The organism is Rhodoferax sp., from assembly GCF_018063565.1.
Classification (GTDB): domain Bacteria; phylum Pseudomonadota; class Gammaproteobacteria; order Burkholderiales; family Burkholderiaceae_C; genus Rhodoferax.
Window position 1 is genome coordinate 12,661 of the sequence record NZ_JAGPBB010000030.1, and the last position, 21,707, is coordinate 34,367.

The window sequence follows — 21,707 nt, forward strand, 5'->3', positions numbered from 1 at the left end:
TGCGGCATCAGGTGGCGCGCAGCGGCATCATGCCGGGTTTGACAGCCGCTTCGTCTTCAGCGCTGCCAGGTGCAGCAAAAAAACTGTACAGATAAGTCAACAAACCCAGCAGGAAGCCGACACCACCGACCACGCGCAGCCAGTAGAAGAAGCGCAGCTGGTCTTGTGCCTGCATGAAGGGCATGGCAGTGCCATCAGTGGGCATGCGTTGCAGCCAGACTTGCAAGATGCCAGCGCCCGTCAGGGCCAGCACCATCAGGCCCATGCTCACCGTCATGATCCAGAACGACCACATCTCGATGCTTTGGGCACGGCGGCTATTGGCCTCACGACCCCGCAAGGTTGGCATGGCGTAGCTGATCATGGCAATCACCACCATCACATAAGCACCGTAGAACGCCAGGTGACCGTGCGCTGCGGTAATTTGCGTGCCGTGGGTGTAGTAGTTGATGGGTGACAGCGTGTGCATGAAGCCCCACAAGCCAGCACCCAAAAAGCCCACCACAGAACAACCGACTGCCCACAGTAAGGCGGCCTGGTTGACGTGGTCGCGGCGGCGGCGCTGCACCATGTTGAAGGCAAACACCGTCATCATGAAGAACGGAATGGGTTCCATGGCCGAGAAAATGCTGCCAATCCACTGCCAGTAGCCCGGCATGCCGATAAAGAAGAAGTGGTGGCCGGTGCCCAAGATGCCGGTAATCAAGGCCATGGCAATGATCACGTACAGCCATTTGTCAATCACTTCGCGGTCAACACCGGTGGTTTTGACCAGCACAAACGCCAGCAGCGAGCCCAGAATCAGTTCCCATACGCCTTCTACCCACAGGTGCACCACAAACCACCAGTACATCTTGTCGCGCACCAGGTTGTGCGGGTTGACAAAGCTGAACAGGAACATCAGCGCCAGACCCCACAAGCCCATCAGCAGCACCAGCGAAATGCTGGTTTTGCGGCCTTTGAGCACGGTCATGCTGATGTTGAACAAAAAGCCCAGTGCCACCACCACAATGCCGAGTTTGGTGGGCAGTGGCTGCTCCAGAAACTCTCGGCCCATGGTTTGCAGCAGGTTATTGCCGGTCAGCTCTGCCAGCTTGGCATAGGGCACGGCCAGATAACCCACAATGGTCAGCGCACCAGCCGCCAGGAAGACCCAGAACAGGATCATCGCCAGTTTGGGGCTGTACAGCTCGGTCTCAGACTCCTCCGGGATAAGGTAATACGCCGAGCCCATGAAGCCAAACAGCAGCCAGACGATCAGCAGGTTGGTGTGAACCATGCGCGCCTGGTTGAACGGAATGTACGGAAAGGCCAGGTCGCCGATCACATATTGCAGCCCCAGCGTGATGCCGAAGATGATTTGCGCGGTAAACAGTGCCAGGGCGGCGATGAAGTAATACTTTGCCACCCCTTGTGACTGGTATTTGAGAGTTGTAGCTTGCATGAGAGGTTCCTAAATTGTTCGGGGTGGGCGATCAGCCTTCAATATTGGGGGGCCACTTTTCGGTGTTGACGTTGCCGGTCCAGCGCAAAAATTCCACCAGGTCATTGAGTTGCGTCTCTGTAAAGTTGAACTGCGGCATCTGGCGGCGACCCGGAATGTGCGTGGGCTGCGAGGCAATCCAGGCCTTGATGAAGTCCGGGCCACGGCGTTTGTAGACGTTGCCCAGCTCGGGCGCAAAGTAGGCACCTTCGCCCAGAAGTGTGTGGCAACCAATGCAGTTGCGGGTTTCCCACAGGTTTTTGCCGCTGATGACGGCCGGTGTGATGGCCTCTGCGTTGGAGCGGAACGGAATTTTGCGTTCGCTGTCAAAAATCAGGCCGATAAATATGAGGACAAAAAAGACCGACCCGCCATAAAACATATTGCGGGCCATTTGCTTGGTGAAGCCACTGGCTTTGGGCTGATTCATTGTGTTGAACTCCTGAAATGGGGTGCAGGGAGGTTAGAGGCGCTGGACAAAAATTTCCTTGAACCATTTCAAGAATTGGTGTGATCACAGCGAAATTTCATGGGCTCACCAAGCTTGGCATCAAGAAAATGAACAAAAATAGACTATGGCGCATATCCAAGTTGAGTTTGTTGCTACGAAATTGGAATAAATGTCCCATGTGTTTTGAACGAACCGCCGGTGGGCGTCGCCTGCTTGATCCAGTTCAAGGACAGCGGTCCGAGCCACTAGGACAATGGGACAGGTCCGACACGAGCCGGTGCACCAAGCCCGCACGGGCCCTGCAACCGGGGGTGTGTCTTTATCAAAAATGAATACCCGCTTGTTGTCATGAAACCAGTTGAACTGCCGATTTTTCAGGGGACCAAGGCGCCGCCCTCCCCGCCAACAGGCTGGCCCTTTTTGCGCCTGGGTTTCAGACCGTTTTATCTGGCGGGTGCCTTGACGGCTGCTGCGCTGGTGCCGCTATGGCTGTTGGTATTTCTTGGCGGCATACCATTTACGCCAGCGGTACCGGGTTTGTTGTGGCATGCGCACGAAATGCTGTTTGGTTTTGCTGCCGCCATCATCATCGGATTTCTGATGACCGCAGGCAAGAACTGGACCGGTTTGCAAACCCCGCGTGGCCCGGCATTGGGAGCGTTGGCCTTGCTTTGGCTGGCAGCTCGTGTGGCGGGTCTGGCGTCATCATCTTCTGTCTACGCCATGCTGGACGTGCTGCTGCTCCCCGTGGTCGCGTTGGTATTTGCCGTGCTGTTGCTGCGTGCAGAAAACTATCGCAACCTGCCGCTGGCGCTGATTTTGTTGCTGCTCGGTGCCAGCAACCTTTGTTTTCACCTGGCGCTGGGTGGCTGGATCAACCTCGACCCGATGCGCGCCCTGTATGCGGCCTTGGCGCTGATCACCCTGATCGAATGTGTGATCGCGGGGCGCGTAATTCCGGGTTTTACCATGGCCGGTTGCCCGGGTGTTCGATTGGTGAGTTCGCCCGGGCTGGAGCGGGTGGTGCTCGGGCTGACGTCGGTGGCCTTGTTGTTGTGGGTGATCTGGCCTGGCGCGGCTTGGACCGCACCGGTGCTGGCGGTGCTTAGCGCGGCGCACTTCCGGCGGATGTGGCAGTGGCGCACCCGGCGCATCTTTGGGCAGCCCACTGTGTGGGTGTTGCACGCTGCCTATTCGTGGCTTCCCTTGGCGTTTCTTTTGTTGGCAGGCGCTCAAATGGGCTGGGTAACAGCGTCGGCCGGCGTGCATGCCCTGGGTTTGGGGGCGACCGGTGGCCTGATCATCGGCATGATCACCCGTACCGCACGCGGGCACACCGGCCGCACCTTGGGTGCGAGTCGAACCGAGACGCTGGCGTACGCGCTCGTGTTGCTTGCGGCAATGGTGCGGGTGCTGGCAGCACTGCTGTCGCCGCAGTTCTATGCAGGGCTGCTGGTGCTGGCGGCCACCGCATGGAGTCTGGCGTTTGCACTGTACCTGTGGCAGTTCACCCCCTGGCTGTTTCAGACGCGGCGCGATGGCAAGGACGGTTAGTGCCATGTGGCCAACGATAACCCATGCTCAACTGCGGGAAGAGCCACCGCGGCTGGCCGGCGACCTGGCCGTCTGGTTGATCATCCTGGCTGAGATGCTGGCGTTTGCCATCTTCTTCTTGTCCTATGTATTCGCGCGTGCGGCTGACGTGGCGGGCTTCAACGCCTCGCAAGCGACACTGGATCTGAACTTTGGCGGCATCAACACTGCTTTGCTGATCACCGGTAGCTGGTGTGTGGTCCGGGCCACTGAGGCGGTCAAGCAGGATGCGGCGCGGCGCGGTGCGGTATGGTTGGCTGCTGTGTTGATGTGTGGCAGCGCCTTTGTGGTGATCAAGCTGCTGGAGTATGGGGCCAAAGCACAGGCGGGGGTGGACCTGTCCACCAACACCTTTTACATGTTCTACTTTTTACTCACCGGTTTTCACTTCTTTCATGTGCTGGCCGCGATGGTATTTCTGGCGCTCTTGCTGTCTGCAACGTGGCGTGGCCGCTACGGCAGCCATGACTACCATGCGCTGGAGACAGGGGCAGCGTTCTGGCACATGGTTGACTTGCTGTGGATTGTGCTGTTTCCACTCATTTACGTCATGCGTTAGCGGAGCTGGAATGCCGAGGCTATCGATCAATCAGCTATGGCTGTTACTGCTGCTGGCCACTGCCGTCACCTACTGGCTGGGCGAGTCCGGACGGGTCGGTGCTGCCAACACCTGGCCAGTGGCGAGCATCTTTGCCTTGTCGTTTATGAAGGGTTTCTGGGTGATCAACGATTTTATGGCCTTGCGTCATGCGCCGCCGCTGTGGCGCCGCCTGTTGATCGGGTGGTTGCTGCTGATGATTGGTGTCATCGTCGGTGTCTATGCGCTGGCAGCCAACTGAACCGGTGTCGCTCGATCATCCGGTTCTGAGGCTCAGACTCACCCCAAACGCGGTGCTGTGCATGGGCTGGCTCGCTCCCAGCTGCGAGCCACTCAAGCTCGAGCAGGCTGGCGTTACCCGATGCCTGGCCCGGTGGCACCATCGAAGCCGAGCGACGCCAGCAGTGGCAAATCTTGCCGGTCCTGCACGCCAAGCGCAATGACGGTGATCCCAATCGAGTGGGCCACCTTGCACAAGCCCTTGAGAAACTCCTGATTGCCCGGGTTGTCGGCCAGCCCGCGTACATAACTCGGGTGTACCTTGATGTAGTCCAACCCCAGGTCAGCGAGCTTCTCGGCGTCGGCGAAACGTTGTCCAAAGTACTCGATGCCGACCCGACAGCCCAGCAGCTTGAGGCTTCGCGCCAGATCACAGAAAGCCTCGAACTGCCTGAATACACCGTACTCTGGTACTTCAAACAGCAGGCGCTTGCAGACCTGTGGGTAGGCCTTGAGCAGCAAGGTCAGCTCATTTCTGAAGTGGAAGTTGGCAATGGTTTCTGCCGACAGGTTGACTGCGGTGTCGCCCTGGCAGCTTCGCAGATGCTCAATGGCCAGTTTCACCACACCCAGGTCAATGGGTGCCGTCAGGTTGAGCTGGGCTGCCATCGGCATGAAGTCGCCGGCGCAAATCAAGGTGCCCTCGGCATCGGTGCGCAGGCGGATCACACCCTCGCTGTGCAGTGCATGGGCACCGTCGCCAGAGACGATCGGAAAGAAGGTCAGAGCCAGCCGTCCGCCGCGAACAGCCTCGGTGAGCAAGGTGCGCCACTGATCGGCAGGTACGGCAACCTTGGTGGCTCCGTCTTCCACGGCATGCCATTCATTGGGGCCTTTGTTGCCCGCCAACGCCAGCGACTCATCTGCGCCGGCCAATACGGTGCCCATGTTCTGGTCGTGGTGATATTGCACAGCACCGACATGGAACAAATCGGGCACCTGGTCGCGCCACCTCGGGAGTACATTGTCAGTGAGCCTGCTGAAGATGTCTTTGGCCGCGTCAGTGGCCGACGCGAAGGAAGGGCAGACGACTGCAAACTCGGCGCCCTTCACGCGCCCGGCGCGCTGACCAATGTGCCCGCTGCCACTGTTGTAGAGTTCCGTGCCCACGTCTTTCAGCAACGCGTCGGCCCCCTGGCGGCCCAAGCGTGTGTTGAGCTCATTCAGATCAAGCAGGCGCACCAGCACCAGTGAGCCGTTGGAGCCGAACTGTTCACCGTGGATCGCCTCGCGCAAGTGCGACAGGAAGTACTCGCGGCTGGACAAGCCCGTGACCGCATCGCGGTTGACTTTCTTGCGCAAAGTGTCGAGCCGGATGGCTTCTTCGTTGAACATCGCCTTGAGACGGCCCACCATATCGTTCATGGCGATCACCACACTCTTGAGTTCCGGGGTACGCGGCACCTGGATGGTGATAAAGCGCCTCTCTGCAATGGCGTGAGCCTGCCTCACCACATCAGAGAGTGGCCGGGTGATGACACGGATCAGCTGGGTGCCCACCACACCAATGACGATGCTGCCCAGCACAAACCACAGCAGCAGATCAAGCGTGCCGTCCCACAGGCTCTTGTAGGCATAGCTGTCCTGGCTGGCCAGCGACAACGTGCCGTACTGGATCCAGCCATCCTGAATCAGGGCTTGTCCAGGCTCGGCATGGATCGGGATCATGTTGATGAACCAGCCAGGCGCTCCCTGCGATACCTGGGGGGCAATGCGCTCAATGCGCAATTTGCCGTCCGGTCCGTTGATGCGTATGAAGCGGTAGTGACCGGCGTCAAACTGCGCCGACACCAGCAGCTCAACGGTCACCTCGTCTTTGGGCAACTGGGTCAGTGACAAGGCCAACGCGGTCGCGTTGTCGATATTCTTGACCTGTAGTTGCTGCTCCAGATAGTGTCGGGCCGACAACACACTCACGACGATGCTGACCCCAAAAGCCAGGGTCATGACCAAAGTAATGGCAATCCAGAGTTGTTTGATGAGTGACATGGTGAATGGGGTTGAAGTGTTGGGTTCGGATGGCAAAACCGGGCTCAGAAGCCGTCCTGGCGCATGCGCTCAAGCACATCGCGCCAGCGTGACAGTCGCGCCGTGGGGTCAGAGCTTGAAACTGTAGCGCCACCTGCCCACAGTCCGTCGGCGTTGAAACTGAAGACGGGTGCCAGGTCCGGGCGCTGAGATGCTTTGCGCACGCTGGTGATCAGGTTGTCCAGGATCAGCGGCTCCTCGGTCGGTTGCGGGTAATACCCCATCACCATGTGAGCCACCACGGCACCCCCCGCATTGGCGCGCACGTAGATGAGTCGCAAATTCTGCTTGTTGACACCCATCATTTGCAGGGTCATGTACTTGGCAATGGCAAAGTCCTCACAGTCACCGGCCGCCCTGCCAACCATCTCCAGGGGTGTGGCCCAGTAATCTTCCTGCTGCCAGATGGCCATGTCAGAGTCGTACAACACGCGGCGGTTAAAGAAGGTGTTCACCTTGTTGAGTTTGTCGACATCGGGCAAGTCCCGACTTTCGTCCATCATTTTGCGCCATGCCGCTATTGTTTCAGAAGCTCTCGCGCCATATCTTTGTTGGGCTAGAGACTGAATTTTGTCAAAATCAACGGCGGCAAGGACACCGGCCAGCACAACGACCTGCAGGCCTGACAAGACCCGCTGCAACACCCGACGGGTCGAAAGCTGCCATTTCCGAATGTCAACCATCGCGGCCTATCCGTCGCCCTTCGGTGCCGCCGGCATTGCGCCACTTCCTTCCTTCAGCATGGGAGCGATTTCAGGACGCAGGTCATGATCGCTCGAACATTCGCTTCAGTAACGGACGGCAAGGTCATCGGATCACACCTCAGGTGGCTTTTGGGTCCACCCGATCATATCCAAATGGCCACAAAAGCCACGCTGAACGGGTGAGTTGGTCAGACCAGACCCCGAGGCACCAGGGCTTAGACCTGCATGTTCATGATGTCGGTGTAGGCTTGCACCATGCGATTGCGCACATGCAGCGTTGCCTGAAAACCGATTTGCGCCTTCTGGATCGCCACCATGGTCTCTTCCAGGCTGACCTTGGGGTTTTCGAGCTGCACTTCGCGCTGCAGTCGCGCCGAGTCGTTCTGCGCTGCACTGACGGTTGTCAGCGCACTTTTTAACGCCCCGGCAAATCCCCCTGACTCAGCCGCGCCCACGCCACGCGCCAAACCTGCATTGAGGTTGGGTCGTACCGCAACCGGCATCGTCGTGGGATTGAGTCTGAGGTTCATGAATGTGGCCCCCAAAAAAAGGGATGAACGGATGCTAGCAAGGCGGGTGGCAAAACTTGAATTTGAAGTAGTGGGTAAAACCCTGCCTTATTAACCTAATGTTTTTGACCCCCCGTCAAATAATCTTCCATATTCAAGTGTCCTGAGCACCCGCCCTGGAAGTCCACCATGTCCGCCGCTACTGCCGTTTCTGCCATTCCTCTCAATCCGACTTTTGGTCAGCGTCTGGCCAATATGGACCGGGCGCAACGTATGCGCCTTGGCGTGGGAATTGTGCTGTTTATTGCGGTGGGCATCATCGGGCTGGTGATGGGGCGCCAGGCCGAGTGGCGAGTGCTGTATGCCGATCTGGCGGACAAGGACGGCGGTGCCATTGTGGCGCAACTGACCCAGATGAATGTGCCCTATCAGTATGCAGCGGGCGGTGGTGCCATCCTGGTGCCGGCCAATCAGGTTTACGACACCCGGCTGAAACTGGCGTCACAGGGTTTGCCCAAGGGGTCGGTCACCGGTTTTGAACTGATGGATACGGCCAACCGGTTTGGCATGACGCAATTTCAGGAGCGTCTGACGTTTCAGCGCGGTCTGGAAGGCGAGCTGACCCGCTCCATCCAGGCGCTGGGTTCGGTGCAAAGCGCCCGTGTTCACCTGGCGCTACCCAACCAGAACGGTTTTTTTCGTGATCAGCAAAAACCTTCGGCGTCCGTGCTGCTCAGTCTGAACGGAGGGCGCACGCTCGATCGCAGCCAACTGGCTGGCATCATTCACCTGGTGTCCTCCAGCGTGCCAGAAATGGATCCCAAAGCGGTCAGTGTGCTCGACGATACGGGCAAACTGCTATCTGCTCCAGCCGACGGCGAGGCTGGCGTGAATGGCGGTGATGCGCAGCAATTGCAGCATGTGCAGCAGATCGAGCAGCTCTACAGCGGCCGCATCATGGACATTCTGGAACCTGTAGTGGGGCGACAAAATGTGCGGGCCCAGGTGACAGCCGAGCTCGATTTTTCGCAGACCGAGTCAACGTCGGAGCTTTTCAAGCCGAATCAGACCCCGGATGCCACCGCTATTCGCAGCCAACAGCTGATGGAAAGTGGTGCCGGTGCCGGTAACGGCGCGCTGGCGACGGGTGTGCCCGGTGCAACCACCAATCAGCCGCCAGGCCAGTCCGGGGCTGCCATCAATGGGACACCGCAGGCTTTGGCGGCAGCAGGCGCGGCTTCAGGTGCCGGCAACGGTCGACGCGAGTCCATCATCAATTACGAGGTTGACAAAACCGTACGGGTGGTGCGGGGCAGCACCGGCATGATCAAGCGCATCAGTGCGGCGGTAGTGTTGAACCACAAGACCACCACCGACGCCAAAGGCAAGGTGACCACGGCTGCCATGAGTGATGCTGAGCTGGAAAAGATGACAGCGCTGGTGCGCGAGACCATTGGTTTCAGCAAGGATCGGGGTGACTCGGTGAACGTGGTCACCGCGCCGTTCACGGTTGAAAAGCCTGTTGTTGTCGAACTGCCGATCTGGCAGCGGCCCGAAGTGCTGGACCTGGCCCGCAGCCTGGCGTGGCCGTTGGGCACCTTGCTGTTTGGGGCGCTGGTGTTGATGGGGGCTGTCCGTCCGGCGCTCAAGGTTCTCGCTGAAACCCCAGCGGTACACCATGCCGCACAGCCTGCAACGCTGGACGCGCTGGAGTCCGATCAGCCTGATCGCCCACTGTTGACCGGCCCATCGGTTGTCAACGCGCTGCCTGCCGAGCCTGACCCGGGCGAGATTTCGCTCGAAGAGGCGCGAAAATTGACCCGTGACAACCCGGCGGCAGTTGCTAACATCGTCAAAACCTGGATCAACGGAGAGGCTCCTGCGTAACGCGGTGGCACCGGCGATGGTCCGGGCACTGAACGGGAAACCACAACATGGCGCAAACTGACGGATTGGAAGACGCTGCCATACTGATGATGTCTCTGGGTGAAGCCGAGGCCTCAGAGGTATTCAAGCATTTGTCACCCAAAGAGGTGCAAAAGCTCGGGGAAGCCATTGCCAAAACCAAGACCATCACGCGTGAGCGGGTCTACGAAGTGGTTGACAAGTTCACCGGCGTGGCCGCCGCGCAGAGTTTGCTGGTGTCCAACTCGGGTGACTATGTTCGCTCGGTGCTGAAACGTGCGCTGGGTGACGACAAGGCGGCTTTGTTGATCGACCGGATCCTGCAAGGCGGTGACGTGTCGGGAATTGAGAGTCTGAAGTGGATGGAGCCCTCGAGCGTCGCCGAGTTGTTGCGCAACGAGCATCCGCAGATCGTGGCCGCCATTTTGGTGCACCTCGACTTTGATCAGGCCGCTGACATCCTGAAGTTCTTCAATGAGCGCCAGCGCAACGAGGTGATGCTGCGGGTGGCGACGATGGAGGGGATTCAGCCCTCTGCCCTGAAAGATCTCAACGAGGTGTTGTTCAAGGTGCTCGCCGGTGGTGACAAGATGCGCAAGTCGTCTTTGGGTGGTGTCAAGGCGGCGGCCGAGATGATCAATTTGATGGGCACGGCGATCGAAGGCACCGTGATCGAGTCGATTCGCAACCATGACCCGGATCTGGCGCAGAAGATCATGGACAAGATGTTTGTGTTTGACGACGTCATCAAACTCGATGACAAGTCGATCCAGACGGTGCTCAAGGAAATCTCGTCCGACGTGTTGATCGTCGCCCTCAAGGGTGCACAACCCGAGCTGAAGGAAAAGTTTCTCTCCAACATGTCGTCACGCGCGGCCGAGTCGCTGCGCGAGGACCTGGAGTCGCGGGGGCCGATGCGACTGTCCGAAGTCGAGGCCCAGCAAAAAGAGATTCTTAAGACCGTGCGGCGTCTGGCCGACGAAGGCACCATTGTCATTGGCGGCGGTGCTGAGGATGCCATGGTGTAACCATGCGCAACTACGACCGGTTCATTCCAGGCGAAGAGATCGACGCTGTCAAACGATGGAACTTTGGCGCAATCGACACCGCGGCCCAGTTGTTGGCAGCACAGGCCAAAGCGCGAGAGGACCAGGAGGGTGCTGCACAACTTGCCTCGACACGGGAGCAAGGGTTTGCAGAGGGTTATACCCAGGGTATCGAGCAAGGTCGTCGTCAGGCACAAGCCGATCTGGAGTTGCAAATGCAGGAATTCCTGGCGACTCAAGCCAGGGATGCGGCCGCGCGCTTTCAACGCTTGTTTGAGTCGGCGCAAAGCGAATTGATGGAGGCTGAGCAGGCCATGGCCCAGGGCGTGCTTGAACTGGCGAGCGAACTGGCGCGGCAGGTTTTGCACCAGGAGCTGACGGTCAATACGCAAGTGCTCATGCCGGTTCTGCGCGAGGCGCTGGAGCTGCTGGGCGCAGATTGCAAAACCGCCGTGGTCAAACTCAATCCGGCAGACCTGATCGAACTCGGTGAACAGATTCACGCCGATTTTGCAGGTCTGACGCTGACTTTGCGGGCCGATGCGACGGTGCAGCAAGGTGGATGTGTGCTGGAGTCTGCCGGTACCGTGATTGATGCCAGCCTGCCCAAACGCTGGCAGCAAGCCGTCGGACGCCTGGGAATGAGCAGTGCATGGAGAGAGTCACATGAGCCAGGCTGAACTTGCACCACGGTGGCAAGCTTTTCTGTCGGATGCGCAGAAGCGCGTGCGCACCGGCAATAACCTGGCCGTGCGTGGCACCTTGACCCGACTGACCGGGTTGGTGTTGGAGGCGGTGGGCATTCGCGTGCCCGTGGGCTCGCAATGCCTGGTCACCATGAAAGCACAGGCGCCGGTTCTGGCTGAGGTGGTGGGCTTTTCAAACGACCGGGCTTTTTTGATGCCTGCAGGTGACGTCCATGGTCTGTCAAGTGGTGCCAGGGTCGAGCCTGCCCCTGCCTACGTCGCTTTACCACGTCTGGGGGAGCGGCGTCAAAAGGACCGGATTTTTGGTGAAGGGGTGTTGCGTCTGCCGCTGGGTGACGGCCTGCTGGGTCGCGTGGTGGACGCGCAGGGTGCACCGATGGACTACCTCGGACCGATCCAGGAAGTGTCTTCGGTGCCGATGGATCGCAAACCCATCAATGCCATGGACCGCGCGCCGGTGCGTGAGTCACTGGACACCGGCATTCGCGCGATCAACGCCCTGCTGACGGTGGGACGCGGCCAGCGCCTGGGATTGTTTGCCGGCTCTGGTGTAGGCAAGAGCGTTTTGTTGGGCATGATGGCGCGTTACACCCGGGCCGATGTGATTGTGGTGGGGCTCATTGGTGAGCGCGGCCGCGAAGTCAAAGAGTTCATTGAGGACATTCTGGGACCAGAAGGTCGTGCCCGCTCGGTGGTGGTGGCAGCGCCAGGCGACGCGCCGCCGCTGTTGCGTATGCAAGGGGCGGCCTACGCCACCGCGATTGCCGAGAGTTTTCGTGACAAAGGCAAACATGTGCTGCTGCTGATGGATTCACTGACCCGTTACGCCATGGCGCAGCGCGAGATTGCGCTGGCCATTGGTGAACCACCGGCGACCAAGGGGTATCCGCCGTCCTGCTTTTCCAAGTTGCCACAATTGGTGGAACGCAGCGGCAATGGGCTCAACGGAGTGGGTTCGATCACGGCGTTCTACACGGTGTTGACCGAGGGTGACGATCAGCAGGATCCGATCGCCGACGCGGCGCGGGCCATTCTGGATGGGCACATCGTGTTGTCGCGGGCTTTGGCAGAGGCGGGTCATTTTCCGGCCATTGATGTGGAGCAGTCGGCTTCGCGCGTCATGCACAACGTGGTGAGCACCGAGCATTTTGAATTGGCAAGAAGTTTCAAGGCGGTGTATTCACGTTACGAAAAAGGGCGTGACCTGGTGCAGATCGGGGCTTATGTGCCTGGTTCGGACCGCGAGATGGATGAAGCGATTGCCTTGCATGAGCCCATGGCGCAGTTTTTGCAGCAGGACATGCAGCAGGCGTTCTACATGGATGGCAGTTTGCAGGCGATGCGCGCAGCACTTGCCGCCGCCAAGCCAACCCGTTAAGTTGATCCCAACGAGACTCACACCATGTCCGCCTTCAGAGCCCTTGTTCTTGCGATTGACCTGGCCGCGACGCAGCGCGATCAGGCGCTCAAACAATTGCAAGCCACGCAGCGAGCGCACGGATTCGCTCAAGGTCAGATGCAGCAGTTGCAGCAGTACGCGCAAGAGACCGATCAACGCTGGATGCAAAGTGCGCAGCGCAGCACTACCCCCGAGTTGCTGCACCATCAGTATCAGTTCATGGGGCGCCTGAGTCAGGCGATTGTTTTGCAGCAGGATGCGCTGGCCAACTCTGCTCGCCGGGTGGAGGCAGCGCAACAGACGGTGGTTCAGGCAGAGTTGCGCCTGGCCGCCTTCAAACAGGTTTTGAAGCAACGCGAACTGGAACATGGCAAGCTGATGCAGCGCCGGGAACAGAAACAGATGGATGAATTTGCGGCCCAGCAGACGCAGCGTCGTCTCAGGGCCAACCTGGAGAATCAGACATGAGCATCGAATCAGGCAGTACCACCCTCAACCACAAGGCAGTGGCAGGCGCAGACAGCCGGTTTGGCAAACGGCCTGGCCGTGCGGACGCATCTGGCGCTGACGGTGCGGGGGGGTTCTCCATGATGATGGGGTTGCTGTCTGCGGTGGATGGGTCAACGGACGGTGACTCAGGTGGCACCACGCTGGCCTCTGCCGGCGAGGTGCCGGTGCCAGCGCAGATGGCACCTGTCTGGCCCATGGTCAATCCCCAGGTTTACGAAGGAAATCAACCTCCAGCGCTTTACCATCAAGTATTTGATGCTATGAAGTTTATGTCAGATGAAGGTGCTGGAAGTTTGCTTGTGGGGGCTGCAGCGAATCAAACCACCCCGGCCGGGGGGATGGCCATCACCCCGGCATTCACAACACCGCTGCCGCCGTCGAATAGTCCGATTGCCGCCAGCGATATACCGCCGCAGTTTGCCCAACCAGTGCAGCTTGCCCAACCAGTGCAGCTTGCCCAACCAGTGCAGCTTGCCCAACCAGTGCAGCTTGCCCAACCAGTGCAGCTTGCCCAACCAGTGCAGCTTGCCCAACCAGTGCAGCTTGCCCAGCCAGTGCAGCTCGCCCAGCCAGTGCAGCTCGCCCAATCAGTGCAGCTTGACGTACTGGTGACGACCCAGGCGGGTGGGGCTGCGTCGCTGGCAGTCGCACCAGCTTCTGCCGAGGCCGTGATCGTGGCAGCGCAGGCTGGGGTGGCGACAGAGTCGGTCCGGCCGCAAACGGCTCGGGCGGCAATGACCGTTGCCACGGCATGGGTGGCGGCTGATTCCCAGGCTCAAGTTACTGGCTCCGGGACAGCTGGCACTCTGGAACTTCAGGCCGGTGTACCCGCAGCAGGTGTGGCAACGTCGACCGATGTGCGTCATGCAACGCACCCCGCAGGGGTCAGATCGGTTTCAATGCTGAACCCCAACCAGGCGACTGAAACCAGGGAGTCGCGTGTCGCGCTGACCGTGCCGCAGCTCCAGGTCGCCGCCGATGTGAACCCATCCCTGGTTGCCGGGGTGGTGGGTGATGGCATGGTGCGTGCTTGGGACAGATCGGGCAGCAAGCTCGCGGGTGGTCGTTCGGGCACCGGTTTTGATGTCGCGATGGGCGCCACGGCCGGGGTGAGTGCACGAGCGGATGCACCTTACCAGATCGAAGCGTCTGCGGCCGCGGTGCCAGACACGGCCATTGCCGAAACCGTCAGCTACTGGGTGACGCACGGTGTGCAAAATGCTGAATTGACGCTCGAAGGACTGGGCGAGGAAGTGGTCGAGGTCAGCATTTCTTTGCAGGGTGATCAGGCTTTGGTCGATTTCCGAACCGATCAACCCGACATTCGCCGGGCGCTGGAGGCCGCCAATGCGCAGCTGCGTGAGCTTTTATCAAGCCAGGGTTTGCAACTGGCAGGTATGACCATTGGTTCGTCTGGCCGTCGGGACGCTCCAGATGACGGGCGTCAGTCCAGGCAGCAGGCCAAGCTGGTGGCAAACCAGGCGGAGCCGGTCGTTGGCGGGGTGGTCAGCCGCAACGCAAATCTGTCGGTTGGACGTTCGTTGGACGTCTTTGTCTGACGGTAGACTCGGTAAGCGGACTGACGCGGTGTTTTTCCGTGGCTGATTCAACGGCTGATCGCGCTGGAATGCTCAATAATGCCCTCAGATTAACTTACCCAAGGAAAGACCGTGGCCACCAAACCTGAAGAGGCCGAAGCTGCTGCCAAACCCGCGCCAAAAAGCAAGAAGATGTTGATCATCATTGTGGCTGCTGTATTGCTGGTGGTTCTGGCGGGCGGCGGTGCCTTCCTGTATATCAGCAAACAACGAGCCGCAGCGGCTGCAGCTGCGGAAGAGGGTGGTGATCATGCGGCGGCCACGACTCCGGCCGCCGACGATCACGGCAAAGCCAAGGCGCCACCGGTGTACTTGCCCATGGACAACATGGTGCTCAACCTGGCCGATCCGGGCGGGGAGCGGGTGGCGCAGGTGGGTATCACGCTGGAGGTGCGTGACGCTGCTGCTGCCGACTCGGTCAAAGCCTATATGCCCACCATCCGTAGCGGGGTGCTGATGCTGCTGTCGCAGCGTACCGCTGATGAGCTGCTTTCCGCCGAGGGCAAGCAAAAGCTCATTGAAGACATTCTTCGCGAGACGTCGGTGCCGTTTGGCGGTGGCGCCGAAGAGGAGGAGGCCACGGCGGACAAGAAGAAGGCCAAGAAAAAAGTCGTCAAGCAGTTCCCGGTGCTAGGGGTACTGTTTTCGAGCCTGATCGTTCAGTGAGCGTCTGATCCGATTGCCATGAGCGAGTCTTTCTTATCCCAGGAAGAGGTTGATGCCCTGCTTGAGGGTGTCACGGGTGAGAGTCAAAAACTGACCGAAGAAGTTGCCGAGAGTGGTGAGGTACGTGCTTACAACATCTCCAGTCAGGAGCGCATCGTTCGTGGCCGTATGCCGACGATGGAGATCGTCAATGAACGATTTGCGCGTAATTTGCGGGTCGGGTTATTCAATTTCATCCGTCGCAGCCCTGAGATTTCGGTTGGACCGGTGACGGTTCAGCGCTACAGCGCTTTCCTGCGGGAACTGGCTGTGCCAACCAACTTCAACATCGTGGCGATCCGGCCACTGCGCGGCAGCGGCTTGGTGGTGTGTGAGCCGGCACTGGTGTTTGGTGTCATCGAGTCCCTCTACGGCGGCATTGGCAAGTTCCAGACCCGCATCGAAGGGCGTGATTTTTCGGCCACCGAGCAGCGTGTGATCAATCGCATGGTGGATGTGATCACCGATGAGTACAAGAAAGCCTGGGTGGGCATCTATCCGCTGGAGCTGGATTACCAGCGCTCCGAGATGCAGCCCCAGTTTGCCAACATTGCAACACCCAGCGAGATCGTGGTGTCCACCTCGTTTCAGCTGGAAATTGGCGAAATCACCGGCGCTATCCACTTTTGTTTCCCTTATGCCACACTGGAGCCGATTCGTGATGTGTTGTACTCGTCCACCCAAGGCGACTCCATCGAGGTGGATCGGCGATGGGTGAACGTGCTGACCCAGGAAATTCAGGCGGCTGAAGTGGTTCTGGTGGCCGAGCTGGCCCATGCCGACGCCACCATTGAACAATTGCTGGCGATGAAACCAGGTGACTTCATTGAACTCGACCGGCAGCCGCGTGTTCAGGCCACGGTCGACGGTGTGCCCATATTTGAGTGCCAGTACGGTACACATAATGCCAAATATGCATTGAAAATCGAGCGATGCCTGCGTGGCAATGACCTCAACTGGAAAGGTGAACGACATGGCAAATGACGACAAGCCCGCCGAAGACGATGGCTTGGCCGACTGGGCTGAGGCCTTGTTGGAGCAAAAAAGTGCAGAGCCCGCCGGTGGGGTGGAGCCTGGTGGTGTGCTGACTGGTGATACGAACCGATCATTTGCGTCGGGCGGTGGTGCGAGTGATGCTCAGATCAATGACATCAACCGGGTGCTGGATATCCCCGTGCTGTTGTCGGTGGAACTGGGGCGCACCAAGGTCCCGATCAAACACATTCTCCAGCTCGGGCAGGGTTCGGTGGTTGAGCTTGACGCCCTTGCGGGTGAACCCATGGATGTTCTAGTGAACGGGTATCTGATTGCGCAAGGTGAAGTGGTTGTGGTGAATGACAAGTTCGGTATTCGCCTGACCGATGTGGTGACTCCTTCTGAGCGCCTGCGCCGGGTCAGCAAGGGCTGAGTGGATATGTCGCAAACCTGGTGGGTGATTGGTTTTTTTGTTCTGTTTTTGGCGCTGATCCCGGTTGGGCTCAAGTGGCTGCAGCGTCGCTTGGGGGTGGTGGCTGGCCAGGGTGGAACCCCCATCCGCATTGTCTCTGCCGTCGGGGTGGGACCCCATCAGCGGGTGGTCACCGTTGAGGTAGGGCCAGAAGGTTCCCGTACCTGGCTGACGCTGGGGGTGACAGGGCAGTCCATCACCTGTTTGCATACGGCCCCTGTGCCTTTGATCCAGCCTTCGAGTCCGTCTCTGGTGCCGGTTGAACCTTTATGAGTTGGGGCAACTTCCGGCGATGGGGCAGCGCTGGTGTGTTGCTGGCACCGGTGGTGGTGTTGGCGCAGGGCAACGCGCAGTTGCCGCTGTTGATGGGCACGGGTGCCTCGGGCATGAGCTTTTCAGTCCCGGTTCAGACCCTGCTTTTTTTCACCGCCTTGTCGTTTCTGCCGGCGATCTTGTTGATGATGACCGGCTTTACCCGCATTGTGATCGTCCTGTCCTTGTTGCGGCAGGCGCTAGGTACCCAATCGGTGCCACCCAATCAGGTCATTGTGGGCCTGTCCCTGTTTTTGACGCTGTTTGTCATGGGGCCAACGCTGGACCGGGTGTATGAAGACGCCTATGTCCCGTACAACAACAATAGCTTGCCGTTCGAGCAGGCCTTGCAGCGGGCCGAGGCTCCCATGCGGGCCTTCATGAGCAAGCAAACCAGGCAGTCCGATCTGGCCCTTTTTGTGAAACTGGCCAAACTGGACATCGCCACCACAGCCGACAGCGCGCCCATGCGGGTGCTGATTCCGGCGTTTGTCACGAGTGAGCTCAAGTCGGCCTTTCAGATTGGTTTCATGATCTTCATCCCGTTTCTGGTGATTGATATTGTGGTCGCCAGTGTCTTGATGTCGCTGGGCATGATGATGTTGTCCCCGGTGCTGGTGGCCTTGCCTTTCAAGTTGATGATCTTTGTGCTCGCCGATGGCTGGAACCTGTTGATGGGTTCGTTGGCCGCCAGTTTTTTCACCTGAGGAGAACGCATGAATTCGCAATTGGTTTTGACGATCGGCCAGGACGCGCTGTGGATGATGCTGATGATTTCGACACCCGTTTTGGGCACGGTGCTGGTCGTCGGCCTGGTGGTGAGTTTGTTCCAGGCAGTGACCCAGATCAATGAGGCGACGCTGGCGTTTGTGCCCAAACTGATTGCCGCCATGGCGGTGTTCGCATTGGCCGGGCCGTGGATGCTGGCCACCCTGGTTGAATATGTCCGTCGAACCATCGAGGCCATTCCTGCCTCGGTCATGTAAATTGGTGGCACGGTGATTACCTTCACCGAAGCACAGTTGGTGACCTGGTTGTCACCCGTGATCTGGCCCTTTTTACGTGTGCTGGCGCTGTTCACCGCAGCCCCGGTGTTTTCTTCGCGGGCATTTCCCATTCGCGCGCGCATCGGGCTGGCGCTGTTCGTGGCGGTGGCAGCCCAGCCTTTCCTGGGTACACAACCGACCATCAGCATCACCGGCGCGGACGCCTTGGGCGCAGTTTTTCAGCAGGTGGCGGTTGGTCTGGCGATCGGGTTTGTGGTTCGGGTGGTTTTTGCTGCGGTTGAGTTGGGTGGCGAGGTGATCGGATTCCAGATGGGTCTGAGTTTTGCATCGTTCTTTGATCCATCCATGAACACACAGTCGAGCGCAGTGGCGCGGTTTTTTGGCCAAATGGCCACTTTCATGTTTATCGTGATGAACGGGCATTTGTTGTTGTTGATGGCGGTCATCAAGAGTTTCAGCGCGTTTCCGGTTGACCAGAACTTTCTGGAGGCGCTCAAGAGCATGAAGATTCTTGAGCTGGGGGTCGACCTGTTCGCCAGTGGTTTGTGGATCGCACTGCCCTTGGTGGGGATGTTGATGTTCGCCAATATGGCCTTGGGCATTGTTTCGCGGGTGGCCCCCCAGATGAACATCTATGCGATTGGTTTCCCGATCACCCTGACAGTCGGCCTGGTCGGTATGGCGGTGACCCTGCCGATGCTGGACGAACCGTTTCTCGCCTTGATGACACGTGCCATCGATATTTTTTCTGTCAATTGACTCCGCTATACCAGACCGTTGCGAATGGCGTACACGGTCAGCTCCGAATTGTTGGTCAGCTTGAGCTTCTCAAGCACCCGGGAACGGTAGACACTCACGGTTTTGGGGCTGAGCATCAGCTCTTGGGCGATGTCAGACAGGCGTTTGCCAGACGCAATCTTGAGCAGGGTCTGCAGCTCCCGTTCTGACAAGCTGGCATGCAGACTGGTGCTTTCCGGGGCGCTGAGGTTGTCGACCAGCATTTGAGCCACACCGGCGGTGACGTACTTGCGCCCCTGCGCCACGGTGCGGACGGCGGTGATGAGGTCGGCAGGGTCACCCGCCTTGTTCAGGTAGCCCTGAGCGCCAGCCTTGAGACATCGTATGGCGTACTGGTCTTCAGGGTACATCGACACCATCAGGACCTTGATCGGGGAGTCACTCTCATGCAGGCTGGCCAGCACTTCGAGTCCGCCGCGCCCGGGTAAGTTGATATCGAGCAACAACACATCGCAGGGATGGGTGCGGATGGCTTCGCGTACCTCGGCGTAGCTGCCCGTCTCCGCAGTGACCTGAATATCGACCGCTTCAGCCAAGGTGTCACGAATGCCGCGGCGGATCATGGCATGGTCGTCACACAAAATTACTTTGATCATCGGGTGAGTGCTCCTGTAGTGGGTCTGCGGCGTCGGTCAAGGGAATGGTGAGCGTGATGGCCAGGCCAGCTCCAAAGCGGGAACTGACATCGAGCCAGCCACCCACGGTTTTGGCGCGCTCTTTCAGGCCCCGAATGCCAAAACTCTGCGCTTTTGCCAGGTCAAGGGCGGATGCACCTTTGCCATTGTCAGCCACTTCCAGGGTCAGTACCTGATCGTCACTGGAGACATCCACCTTCACTTTGCTGCATTGGGCATGTTTGGAGATATTGGTCAACGCCTCCTGTGCGGTGCGATAGGCCACCAGTTGGACAGCCTTGCTCAGATGATCGAGGTTGACCGGTGAATTCAAACTGGCTTCCAGGCGGGTCCGGCGCATGAAATCCTCCACCAGCCAGCTGAGCGCAGCCGCCAGCCCTTGGTCAAGAATCGCGGGGCGCAGATTTCGCATGATGCGCTGGCTGGCTTGTATGGCATGCTGCAGCATCGAGGTGGCTGAGGTCACGTGCGATTGGGTTTCTGCGTCCGGGTTATGCCGGGCGATCCACGATAGATCGAAGCGGATCGCGGCCAGTGACCCTCCGATGTCGTCATGAATCTCTCGAGCAATGGCCGCGCGCTCCTGTTCAATCGTGTCTTGCAGGTGTTCGGCCAGACGGGCCAATCGGTTCTCCGAGAGCAACAGTTCGTGGTCGGCTTGCTCCTTGGACAGAATCACCTTGTGCATTTCGATGGCACGTTGCACCACGTGCCGGAGTTTGCCCAGATCTGATTTGGGCAGGTAGTCGGCAATCCCCGCTTTGATGGCTTCAACGGCAGCGGTCTCGCCAATCGCACCGGAAAGCAGCACAAATGGTACGCGCACCCCGCTTTTTTGCATCAGTGTCCAGGCGTCCAGTGCGGTGAACCCGGCGAGTCGGTAGTCCGCAAGAATCAACTGGAAAGTCTGGCCGTTGAGCGCGTCAGCGAAGCCATCCAGCGTTTCAACGCGCTGCAGATGCAGTGTTTCATGCAGCTTGCCCAGCTCGCGCTTGACGAGCCAGTGGTCCTGCTCAGAGTCCTCAAGGTGCAAAATGCACAAACGAGCTGGTGTTTCCTGTCGGTCTGTCATGATTGGCGCTATGATTGTTTGCAGTACCAAAGTGCTTTGCTTTGCGATGAATTTAGCTGAGAGTGGAACCCAAATGCCTCCTGAGCCGACATTTTCAACGCCAACGGTCAAGTTGCCTGTCATGTTAGTCGCAGAAGTTCAGGATTCACTGCTGGTTGTTGTGCATGACTTGAATCGGTTGGACGGTCTGCTGGTCCATGCCATGGAAAAATTGATGCAACGTTTCGAGACGGCGAGTAAGAACCTCGCTTCCCCGGCGCTCGCGGATCTGGAGGACCTGCAAAGCGTGCGTCGTGCGCTGCACTCGGCCGTCACGGAATTGCAGTTTCAGGACATGGCATCACAATTGATCGTGCACACCTCCAAAGTTCTGCAAGGATGTGCCTACCGTCTGGCTGCTGACGCGATGGGTCAGGATGACGGTGAGGCTGTGCCGTTTGTCGAAGATGTTCCGGATCGGCCAAACCCGGTGACGCAGGATGAAATGCAGGCCGGATCGGTTGAGTTGTTTTGATGTTTAGGTCGGTATTTGAAATTGTCGGAGCTTGTTCATGCCAGTAATACTCACGGTTGATGATTCTCCGTCGATGCGCAAGATGGTGTCATTCACGCTGGTTGGCGCTGGCTATCAGGTTGTGGAGGCTGTGGATGGCGTCGATGCCATCGAAAAAGCGCAAACCCAGAATTTTGATTTGGTGCTGACCGATCAGAATATGCCCCGGCTTGACGGGTTGGGTTTGACACGCCGCTTGCGTGAAAGTCCTCAGTTCAAGGCGGTCCCGATCCTGATGTTGACCACTGAATCCAGCGATTTGATGAAGCAGGCGGGGCGGGCTGCAGGCGCTACGGGATGGCTCGTCAAACCCTTTGATCCGGAACGGTTGATAGAAGTCATCAAGAAAGTTATCAAGTAAGACACAT

At 58.8% G+C, this 21,707-nt stretch carries 25 protein-coding genes; 18 read left to right on the forward strand and 7 right to left on the reverse strand.

Annotated elements, in window-relative coordinates:
• Positions 1 to 7 precede the first annotated feature (7 nt).
• The gene (locus KBF66_RS09015) at positions 8 to 1,444 is read right to left on the reverse strand and encodes a cbb3-type cytochrome c oxidase subunit I (protein ID WP_296655318.1); all 1,437 of its coding nucleotides are present in this window, start codon (positions 1,442 to 1,444) and stop codon (positions 8 to 10) included.
• 31 nt (positions 1,445 to 1,475) lie between these two features.
• Positions 1,476 to 1,913: a cytochrome c gene (locus KBF66_RS09020; RefSeq protein ID WP_296655321.1), complete on the reverse strand. Its 438-nt coding sequence runs from the start codon at positions 1,911 to 1,913 to the stop codon at positions 1,476 to 1,478.
• Between the two features lie 369 nt (positions 1,914 to 2,282).
• On the opposite strand from KBF66_RS09020, the gene KBF66_RS09025 reads away from it, so the two are divergent.
• From KBF66_RS09025 to KBF66_RS09035, 3 genes are read left to right on the forward strand one after another with little or no spacing between them, the layout of a single operon-like run.
• Positions 2,283 to 3,488, forward strand: coding sequence for an NnrS family protein (locus tag KBF66_RS09025; protein WP_296655324.1), 1,206 nt, complete (start codon positions 2,283 to 2,285; stop codon positions 3,486 to 3,488).
• A gap of 4 nt (positions 3,489 to 3,492) precedes the next feature.
• Positions 3,493 to 4,086 carry a cytochrome c oxidase subunit 3 family protein gene (locus KBF66_RS09030; protein ID WP_296655326.1) on the forward strand — a complete coding sequence of 198 codons (594 nt, stop codon included), beginning with the start codon at positions 3,493 to 3,495 and terminating at the stop codon, positions 4,084 to 4,086.
• 10 nt (positions 4,087 to 4,096) lie between these two features.
• Complete coding sequence (locus KBF66_RS09035) at positions 4,097 to 4,366, forward strand: cytochrome C oxidase subunit IV family protein (protein ID WP_296655328.1); 270 nt, start codon at positions 4,097 to 4,099, stop codon at positions 4,364 to 4,366.
• Positions 4,367 to 4,479: 113 nt separating this feature from the next.
• Here KBF66_RS09035 and KBF66_RS09040 read toward each other — a convergent pair whose 3' ends face one another.
• The 3 genes from KBF66_RS09040 to fliE all read right to left on the reverse strand — a co-directional run bounded on the left by KBF66_RS09040 (position 4,480) and on the right by fliE (position 7,666).
• Positions 4,480 to 6,393 carry an EAL domain-containing protein gene (locus KBF66_RS09040; protein ID WP_296655330.1) on the reverse strand — a complete coding sequence of 638 codons (1,914 nt, stop codon included), beginning with the start codon at positions 6,391 to 6,393 and terminating at the stop codon, positions 4,480 to 4,482.
• A gap of 44 nt (positions 6,394 to 6,437) precedes the next feature.
• Positions 6,438 to 7,115: a transglutaminase-like cysteine peptidase gene (locus tag KBF66_RS09045; protein WP_365732535.1), complete on the reverse strand. Its 678-nt coding sequence runs from the start codon at positions 7,113 to 7,115 to the stop codon at positions 6,438 to 6,440.
• Positions 7,116 to 7,351: 236 nt separating this feature from the next.
• Positions 7,352 to 7,666 (reverse strand): flagellar hook-basal body complex protein FliE, encoded by a 315-nt coding sequence (gene fliE, locus KBF66_RS09050; protein WP_296655335.1) that lies wholly within the window; start codon positions 7,664 to 7,666, stop codon positions 7,352 to 7,354.
• A 168-nt stretch (positions 7,667 to 7,834) separates the two neighbouring features.
• Here fliE and fliF point away from each other — a divergent pair, with 168 nt between their 5' ends.
• From fliF to fliR, 13 genes are all read left to right on the forward strand, one after another.
• On the forward strand, positions 7,835 to 9,532 hold the full coding sequence (fliF, locus tag KBF66_RS09055) for a flagellar basal-body MS-ring/collar protein FliF (RefSeq protein ID WP_296655338.1): 1,698 nt from the start codon (positions 7,835 to 7,837) through the stop codon (positions 9,530 to 9,532).
• Between the two features lie 47 nt (positions 9,533 to 9,579).
• The gene (gene fliG, locus KBF66_RS09060) at positions 9,580 to 10,578 is read left to right on the forward strand and encodes a flagellar motor switch protein FliG (protein WP_296655341.1); all 999 of its coding nucleotides are present in this window, start codon (positions 9,580 to 9,582) and stop codon (positions 10,576 to 10,578) included.
• A gap of 2 nt (positions 10,579 to 10,580) precedes the next feature.
• Positions 10,581 to 11,276, forward strand: a complete 696-nt coding sequence (locus tag KBF66_RS09065; RefSeq protein ID WP_296655343.1) for a flagellar assembly protein FliH — start codon at positions 10,581 to 10,583, stop codon at positions 11,274 to 11,276.
• A complete protein-coding gene (gene fliI / locus KBF66_RS09070; RefSeq protein ID WP_296655346.1) occupies positions 11,263 to 12,681 on the forward strand; it encodes a flagellar protein export ATPase FliI in 1,419 nt (472 codons plus the stop codon). The genes KBF66_RS09065 and fliI overlap by 14 nt, the downstream gene beginning before the upstream one ends.
• 24 nt (positions 12,682 to 12,705) lie before the next feature.
• Positions 12,706 to 13,170, forward strand: coding sequence for a flagellar export protein FliJ (gene fliJ, locus KBF66_RS09075; RefSeq protein WP_296655348.1), 465 nt, complete (start codon positions 12,706 to 12,708; stop codon positions 13,168 to 13,170).
• Positions 13,167 to 14,771, forward strand: a complete 1,605-nt coding sequence (locus KBF66_RS09080; protein WP_296655350.1) for a flagellar hook-length control protein FliK — start codon at positions 13,167 to 13,169, stop codon at positions 14,769 to 14,771. The genes fliJ and KBF66_RS09080 overlap by 4 nt, the downstream gene beginning before the upstream one ends.
• Before the next feature lie 111 nt (positions 14,772 to 14,882).
• Positions 14,883 to 15,476 (forward strand): flagellar basal body-associated FliL family protein, encoded by a 594-nt coding sequence (locus KBF66_RS09085; RefSeq protein ID WP_296655353.1) that lies wholly within the window; start codon positions 14,883 to 14,885, stop codon positions 15,474 to 15,476.
• Positions 15,477 to 15,494: 18 nt separating this feature from the next.
• Positions 15,495 to 16,499 (forward strand): flagellar motor switch protein FliM, encoded by a 1,005-nt coding sequence (fliM, locus tag KBF66_RS09090; protein WP_296655355.1) that lies wholly within the window; start codon positions 15,495 to 15,497, stop codon positions 16,497 to 16,499.
• Positions 16,489 to 16,923 (forward strand): flagellar motor switch protein FliN, encoded by a 435-nt coding sequence (gene fliN, locus KBF66_RS09095; protein WP_296655357.1) that lies wholly within the window; start codon positions 16,489 to 16,491, stop codon positions 16,921 to 16,923. Before fliM ends, fliN begins: the two co-directional genes overlap by 11 nt.
• Before the next feature lie 6 nt (positions 16,924 to 16,929).
• Positions 16,930 to 17,235 (forward strand): flagellar biosynthetic protein FliO, encoded by a 306-nt coding sequence (locus KBF66_RS09100; protein ID WP_296655387.1) that lies wholly within the window; start codon positions 16,930 to 16,932, stop codon positions 17,233 to 17,235.
• On the forward strand, positions 17,232 to 17,981 hold the full coding sequence (gene fliP, locus KBF66_RS09105) for a flagellar type III secretion system pore protein FliP (RefSeq protein WP_296655362.1): 750 nt from the start codon (positions 17,232 to 17,234) through the stop codon (positions 17,979 to 17,981). The genes KBF66_RS09100 and fliP overlap by 4 nt, the downstream gene beginning before the upstream one ends.
• 9 nt (positions 17,982 to 17,990) lie before the next feature.
• Positions 17,991 to 18,260 (forward strand): flagellar biosynthesis protein FliQ, encoded by a 270-nt coding sequence (fliQ, locus tag KBF66_RS09110; RefSeq protein WP_296655365.1) that lies wholly within the window; start codon positions 17,991 to 17,993, stop codon positions 18,258 to 18,260.
• A gap of 12 nt (positions 18,261 to 18,272) precedes the next feature.
• On the forward strand, positions 18,273 to 19,040 hold the full coding sequence (gene fliR / locus KBF66_RS09115; protein ID WP_296655367.1) for a flagellar biosynthetic protein FliR: 768 nt from the start codon (positions 18,273 to 18,275) through the stop codon (positions 19,038 to 19,040).
• A gap of 5 nt (positions 19,041 to 19,045) precedes the next feature.
• Here fliR and KBF66_RS09120 read toward each other — a convergent pair whose 3' ends face one another.
• Both KBF66_RS09120 and KBF66_RS09125 read right to left on the reverse strand, forming a co-directional pair.
• Complete coding sequence (locus KBF66_RS09120; protein ID WP_296655369.1) at positions 19,046 to 19,675, reverse strand: response regulator transcription factor; 630 nt, start codon at positions 19,673 to 19,675, stop codon at positions 19,046 to 19,048.
• Positions 19,653 to 20,786, reverse strand: coding sequence for a histidine kinase (locus KBF66_RS09125; protein WP_296655371.1), 1,134 nt, complete (start codon positions 20,784 to 20,786; stop codon positions 19,653 to 19,655). Before KBF66_RS09125 ends, KBF66_RS09120 begins: the two co-directional genes overlap by 23 nt.
• Positions 20,787 to 20,859: 73 nt before the next feature.
• Between KBF66_RS09125 and KBF66_RS09130 the strand changes: the two genes are divergently transcribed.
• Complete coding sequence (locus KBF66_RS09130; protein ID WP_296655391.1) at positions 20,860 to 21,300, forward strand: hypothetical protein; 441 nt, start codon at positions 20,860 to 20,862, stop codon at positions 21,298 to 21,300.
• Between the two features lie 37 nt (positions 21,301 to 21,337).
• Positions 21,338 to 21,700, forward strand: coding sequence for a response regulator (locus tag KBF66_RS09135; protein ID WP_296655373.1), 363 nt, complete (start codon positions 21,338 to 21,340; stop codon positions 21,698 to 21,700).
• Positions 21,701 to 21,707: the final 7 nt, after the last annotated feature.